Origin of the sequence: Streptomyces phyllanthi (assembly GCF_009377205.1) — a bacterium.
Taxonomy (GTDB): Bacteria; Actinomycetota; Actinomycetes; order Streptomycetales; family Streptomycetaceae; genus Streptomyces; species Streptomyces phyllanthi.
This window is the reverse complement of record NZ_VJZE01000498.1, coordinates 1-6,441: the sequence shown is the minus strand read 5'-3', so window position 1 is coordinate 6,441 and position 6,441 is coordinate 1. Positions and strand designations below refer to the sequence as shown.

Genomic DNA, 6,441 nt, shown 5'->3' with positions numbered 1-6,441 from the left:
TAAGAGACAGGACCTGGACGTCCTGGCCCGCCTGGACATGACGGGCGCGGGCATCACGGCGGCGGCCCGCACCGCCGCACTGGCGGCAGCGGACACCGACAGCGCTACGATCGGGATGCGCCACGTCGTACGAGGCGTGGCCCGCCAGTTCCAACGCGAGGCCCGCCTGCTCCGCCCGGCGGAACTGGGCCCGCACGCCCACCTGCTCGACGACGGATCCCAGGGGTGACACCGATGCTGCCTACTGAACCGCCGCTTTCGCTGCACCGGTTGGTGGCTCCCGTCCCACCGGTCAGGACACCGGAGGCCGGAGCCGCCGCCCACCAGGGGAAACCGGCGGCCGTGGTGCCGGTCCCTGTGCCGGTGGGCAACGCCTCGGTCGCCAATGCGGCCGGAGCCCCGGGCCCGGCGGGCGCGATGCTCCTCGCGGGCCACGACCAGACGGGGAACGCGGCGGTGGCGAAGGCGGCGCTGCACGCGGCACCGGCGCCGCCGGTGGCGGTCATCGCTCCGAAGGCGAAGTGAGAGTAGACCCTTCGCGACTTGAACGGGGCGTCAGCCCAGCGCCGCGGCCACGCGGCCGAAGACGTGTTCCCGTACGTACGCGCCCAGAGGCTCCTCGTGCCCGGCGAACGGCTCCGGGCCGGGCGCCCGCCCGCGCTCGGCGGGCAGGACGGCGTCCAGTAGCTGACGTTCGTACGCCTCGGGGGTGCCGTCGAACTTTTTCGCCCTGCCCGGGACCAGCCGCTCCGCGAAGCGGGGCGCCGGGGCCTCGGGGTCGTACAACACGTCGTGATCGGTGATCAGTTCGGGCAGCAGCGCGTTAAGTTCCGCGTCCGCGCGCCCCGAGGCGAGTTCTCGCGAGACGGTCAGCCAGATCGCGCGATCAGCACGCGGATGCACGACACCCTCGGCCACGGCGAGGTTGAGGAAGGCCGCCAGTTCCGACTCCGACACCGCTCGCCACGGCGGCCCCGCGCACAGCCGGGTCAGGAGGTCGACGAAGCCGACCGCCAGGAGGGAGCGTTCCGTGCCGATCACGGACGACAGGTGAAGGCAGCCGGGTAGCGAGTCCGCTCGGACGTACCACTTTCCGTCCCGCACCGCCCAGAACTCCGGGTCCTGGGGCGTGAGGATCACTCGACGCACCTGGTCGACCTGGAAATCCTTCCCCATACAGGAGATTTCGGGTGCCTCGGGGCTCGATGTGCCGAGGGCCCGCACATACTCCTCGCGTACCTCCCGGAGCGCGTCGCGGGCCACCTCCGCCCAATGGTCGGTGCTGCGCAATGTCAGTCACTCCAGGTGAGTTTCGTCTCTTCCCTGAGCATGGTGAGCAGGAGTTCTTCGTGCGTGGCTTTCTCGCTCTTCTCGATCCTGAGCATGCTCTCGCCGATTTGTCTCTCGTAGAGCCTGCGGACCATAGCGTACTCGGCGTCGGTCACCTTCAGGGGTGGCTGTGGCTGCCCCTTCGCCCACGTACCGGCCAGGTCCGGGTCCCGGGGTGCTCCCGGCTTGTCCGTGCCACCACCGGTCATCGGGGCGTGCTCGTAGAAACTCCCGGTCAGTTTTGACGCGTCCTTCAGGAGCAGCAGGTTCGTCACATGGGAAATGGGGTTGCGGCGGGCTTCGGCGATCAGCGCGGCGAGCATCATGTTCGCGTCGTCCGGCCCGAGGCGGACGCCCGTGGAGACTTGGATGACCATGTTCCGCATCTTGGCGGGCGAATGCCGAGAGAAGTTCCCGTACCGGTACTCGTCCAGCAGTCCCCGGTTCTCCACCTTGATCTTTCCGTTGTCGTTGACGGCTTTCCCAACCCGGTTCTTCGGAACGATGTAATTGTTGTCGTGGTCGACGAAGTACTGATGGCCGCTGAAGGTGAAGACGTTCCCCGCGTAGGTGGCCGGATCGGCGCCGGGGGGTGCAAGACTGCAGGCCGCTTCGTATCCCGCCATCGCCTGCGACAGCATCCGCTCGACCTGGGTGTGCAACTCGTCGTCCTTCGTCGGCTCGGTCTGCCCGGCTTCCTTCCGCCGGGTCAGGATCTCGCCGCGCACCTTGTGGAGCGCGCTGAAGACCAGTTGCTTGACTTCCTTCTCGGACAGGAACGGCGAGTAGTTGGCGTCGACGGGGTGCTTGCTCGCGATCAGCCAGACCTTGAACGGCCCCTTGCCCTCGACCAGGAAGCTGCGGACCCAGGAGTACCTGCGCTTGAGCGGGGCGAGCGCGGTCAGCAGTGCCTTTGTGGAGTCGCCGCGCTGCTCGTGCTGTTCAGCGATCTTCTTGGCCTTGGCCAGGACGACCGGCAACTCGCGGTCCTTCTTCTGTTGCTGTTCCTTCTTCCTGTGGCCCCTGTCCTTCTTGGGGTCGCGGTCCTTGCGCCGCTTCGGCCTGCGCCGGTCGGGGCGGCGTTTGCGCTGCTTGCCCGGTCGTCTCCGGTCCGGCCGACGCTTCGGCTTGGCCTTCGGTTTCTTCTTGTCGAACTTCGACTTGATCTTGGCCCAGAGTTTCTTCACCAGCCCGACGATCTTGTCGATCACCCAGTCCACCGCCCGGCCGACCGGTTTGGTCAGGGCCTGGACGATCTGTTTGACCTTGGCGGCGATGCCTCCGATGCCCAGGAGGGCGGCGAGGAAGCCGAGGAGGACGGGGATGGAGCGGGCCAGGGCGCGTTCGATCAGGGCGGGGACGCCGCCGCTGCCGCCCCGGGCGATCGCGATGACCGCGTCGAGGACGGCGTTGACGAAGTCGAAGATCTGACGCGCCTGGGTGACCACGAACTTGACGATGTCGATGATCAGTTTCACCGCGCGGACGAACGCGGAGGCGGGGTTGAGCAGTGAGAGCACCCACATGATCCCGGCCTGGATGATCGTGGGGGTGACGTATTTGATGACCTTGCCGAGGAGGTCCTTCTTCATGTCGCCGACGCGGGTCCTGAGGTCGTCCCACATGCCGGCGACGCCCCGCTTGCGGACCTCCGCGACCAGCGGCACCGCGGTCTCCGCCGCCGTGACCGCAGGTTCCATCCTGGGGACCTTGCGGACGATGCGGGCGCGGATGTTCTGCCAGGTCAGCCCGAGCAGAGAGGCGAGCATCTGCACGATGCCCCGGGTGTCGAACTTCGCGGGCAGTTCGATGCCTGCCTCGGCGATCTTGCCCAACAGCCAGGACATGATGCCCTGTTGCAGGTGCCGGCCGATGTTCCGCAGGAACTGCTTGAGACCCGCGCCGACAGCCGTCACCAGGTTCTTCAGGAACCCGATCGGGTCCTTGAGGATCAGCATCACCGCCTGCGCGGCCTTGGCCAGGACCGCCAGGAGCAGGTTCTTGAGCTCCATGATCGTGTTGATCACGGCCTTGACCGCGTCCACGGCCTTGGCCACGAGCCCCTTGTTCTTCTCCTTCTCCGCGGCGATCTCGTCGTCCACGGACTTCAGCGCGTCGGTGTACTTGGTGGCCAGGGTGTCGACGAGTTCGGTGCCCTTGTCGTCCACGGACTGGGTGAGCTCGTCGAACTTGTCGGTGAACTCGGCTGCCGCTTCCCGGCCGATGGACCGCAGGTCGGCCGGGAGCTTCTGTACCGCTTCCCGCATCTGAGTGCGGCCCTGGGCGATGCGCTGCTTGGCCCGGTTCAGCTGCGCGCCGATGGTGTCGGCGACATCGGAGATGACCGTCCGCATCCGGCGGACGTAGTTGTCGCGGGCCTCCTCGAAGATCTTGTCGGCTTCGGCGGGCAGGCCGGCGAACAGGTCCCGTACCCAGCGTGCTCCGCCCGCCCAGCCCGAGTACCGGCGGGCCTTGTAGTCGGCCATGCCCCGTTTGTGCTCGGCGGTGAAGGCGTCCCGCGCGGCCTTCTCGCCCTGGCTGAACTGCTGGTCGACCAGCTTGTCGAGGCCGTCGAGAATGCCCTGGACGTCCTTCTGCATCGCATCGAAGACACCCTGCAGGAGCGTGGTGACCTGGGCCCTTTTCTCCTCGTCCCGGCCCTTGGCGCCGCCCTTGCCCGCATCGACCCGCTGCCCGGTCGCCACCCGCTGGGCACCCATCGCGCCCATCGCGGCGGTACCGAGCCGCTTGGCCTGCGCGGTGGCCGCGTTCAGTTCCTTCTTCTCGTGCCCGCGCATCTTGCCGGGGGCCACCTCGGAGTGGCGCTCGGCGGCCTTCTTCTCGCCCAGCGCCTTCTTGAACGTGGGCTCGTTGGACTTCTGCATCTGCGCTTCGGTGACCTGCGCGTCCGCCATCCTCCGATTGACGTCGGCGGGGCCGGCGGACAGATCGGTGGCCGACGGCGGAAGCTTGTCCGGCACGGCGTTCGCGGGTGCCGGTGTGCCCGGGGTCCCGGGCGGCCGGTCCGCGCTCATCGGTACGACCTTCTTGGGCACGGCCGCGGAGGTGTTGGGCGGGGCGGCGGTGGTCGTGGCGATCTGCTCGGCGGAGGCCGACTTGCCCTCGCCGACCTTGCCGTCCACCTCCGCGCGGACCTCGTCGGCCTTGCCGGAGTCGGCGAACTTGTCGGCCTCGTCGAGGTTCTTGGGCGCCTTGTCGGCGATCGCCTTCTCGACCGCCCTGATGAACGCGTCCTTGTCGAACTCCTTGGGCTGGGCCTCGTTCATCTGCTCGGCGTTGGCGGTCTTGCCCTGCGCCTCCGCGTCGTCCTTCGGGGGAAGGGCCGCGTCCTGCGCCGCGGCCGCTTCGGTCCGCGGCGGCGGGTGCGAGGCGGCCAGTGTGCGCTTCTTGCGCACCACGTCCTTCTTCAGCGTCGCGAACTTCGGGTCCGCGTCCGGGCCGGGCCGCGCCTTGACGTCCGTCGCCGCACCGGAGGCACCGGAGGCACCGGAGGCACCGGAGGCACCGGACGCAGCGGAGGCAGAGGAGTCGGTGGTCGTAGGTGCCGCCTCCACCGTGTCCGGCGATGCCGGTCCGGCAGCAGCCGGAGCGGGGGCAGCCGGACCGGTCCCGGCCGGAGCCGCGGCGGCGGGAGTGTCGGCGGCCGGTCGGGCGACGCCGGTCTCACCGCGGCCGGCTGCTGCGACCGCGCTGTTGCCGAACAAGTCCTGTGCGGCAGGCGGGAGCCGACCCGGGAAGGGCGGAGTCGGCGCCGGCCCGCCTCTGCTCACCAGTTCTGCCGTCACCGCCGCGTTGGACGACGACGATGGAGTACGGGCGGAACCGGGACCGGGACCGGATGCCTCCGACCGGCTCTTCGCCGCCGTGAGTACCGTCGTCGACACCGTCGGCCGGAGCCCAAGAGCCTTAGGCGCTGGCATCGGACGGAACCCCTTCCACAGCCGGCGGGTGGCGACAGGAACTCGGTGTCCAGGGACACCCCGACGCAGTGTGCCGACACGGGCGTGACGAGACCGTCACCTCCGTATCCCCGAAGCGTCTCCGGCGCACCTCCCACCTGGTGGGCTGCCTTCGCGGCCGACTGCCGGACATGGCCGGTCACTACTGTCCCGCGACCGTGTTGACGGACGAGAATGGTCAGGACGTGAGCCGACGCGGTCGCCCGGGACAGGTTCGGGCAGGGACGGCGGCGGGCCTCCTGAGGGCCGACCGACGGTCACCGCCGCGTCGGCAGTCGGCGACCGACAGCTGGCCCGGCCGTCAGCAGGCCCGGCCGTCAGCAGCAGCCGGCGGTGTGTGGGCTCGTGGCGGCCAAGGCAGTCGTCGTTGCGGTGGTGGCTTCCTGGTCCTGGGCGATGCGGCCGCGCAGCATGGTCTCCACGATCTTCATCCAGCGCTGGGCCCCCGAGGTACCCACGATGAACGGGTTCTTGGCGCTGTTCGGCGCACTGCGCAGCTGCTCCATGCGCTCCAGGCCGTAGTCGGCGAAGGGGTGGCCGCTCAGCTCGATGTCGACGTCGGCCCGCCGCATCCGGGAGGCGAAGGTGAGGGCGGAGGAGAGGTAGGTCTCCTTGCTCGCGGTGGCCGCGGGTGGGTTGGTCCCGCCCCAGAGCATCCCGGTGTGGGTGCGGCCCCGCCAGCGAGCCGGGAAGAACGGTGAGACGGTGCCGGGGGTGTGGCCCGGTGTGTGGTGGAGCGTGACGGTGGTGTCGCCCAGGGTCAGCTTCTGGCCGTCGGCGATGTCGAGGTCGCGGGTGGGGGCGTTGGCCGGGTTGTTGGTGGCGAGGAGGTCCCAGTCGGCCGGGGCCAACATGACGCGGGCGCCGTAGGTGTCGGCGAGGTACTGGGCGCCGCCGAAGTGGTCGCCGTGGGCGTGGGTGACGACGACGTACTTGATCGTCGACGGATCGGCTCCCAGCTCGCGCAGGCCCGGGACGAGGATCTGCTCGGCCTCGTCCGGATTGTTCAGGGCGTCGATGAGGATGATCCCGCGGGAGGTGAGGATCGCCACGGCGGACACCCAGCCGACGCTCACTACCGCGACGTTGTCGAAGATCCGCAGCGGCGCCGGAGCGGGGGGCCGGGCAGGGG

At 69.4% G+C, this 6,441-nt stretch carries 4 protein-coding genes and 1 pseudogene; 2 read left to right on the top strand and 3 right to left on the bottom strand.

What is annotated here, in order from left to right; translation table 11 throughout:
* A pseudogene (locus tag FNH04_RS39180) lies at positions 1-229 on the top strand (ATP-binding protein); the annotation flags it as partial.
* Between the two features lie 5 nt (positions 230-234).
* Positions 235-525: a hypothetical protein gene (locus FNH04_RS39175; RefSeq protein WP_152790772.1), complete on the top strand. Its 291-nt coding sequence runs from the start codon at positions 235-237 to the stop codon at positions 523-525.
* Between the two features lie 30 nt (positions 526-555).
* Here the strand turns inward: FNH04_RS39175 and FNH04_RS39170 are convergent, their stop codons facing one another.
* The 3 genes from FNH04_RS39170 to FNH04_RS39160 all read right to left on the bottom strand — a co-directional run.
* A complete protein-coding gene (locus tag FNH04_RS39170) occupies positions 556-1,290 on the bottom strand; it encodes a hypothetical protein (protein ID WP_152790770.1) in 735 nt (244 codons plus the stop codon).
* Positions 1,291-1,292: 2 nt separating this feature from the next.
* Entirely contained in the window at positions 1,293-5,054 is a 3,762-nt protein-coding gene (locus FNH04_RS39165) for a phage tail protein (RefSeq protein WP_228031873.1), read from the bottom strand.
* Positions 5,055-5,626: 572 nt separating this feature from the next.
* Positions 5,627-6,441: MBL fold metallo-hydrolase (locus tag FNH04_RS39160; RefSeq protein WP_152790769.1), on the bottom strand; the 815-nt coding region annotated here is incomplete at its 5' end.

What these genes read in the sequence shown, in the direction of transcription:
- FNH04_RS39175 (WP_152790772.1), top strand. Translation starts at nt 235, where the DNA reads ATGCTGCCTACTGAACCGCCGCTTTCGCTGCACCGGTTGGTGGCTCCC.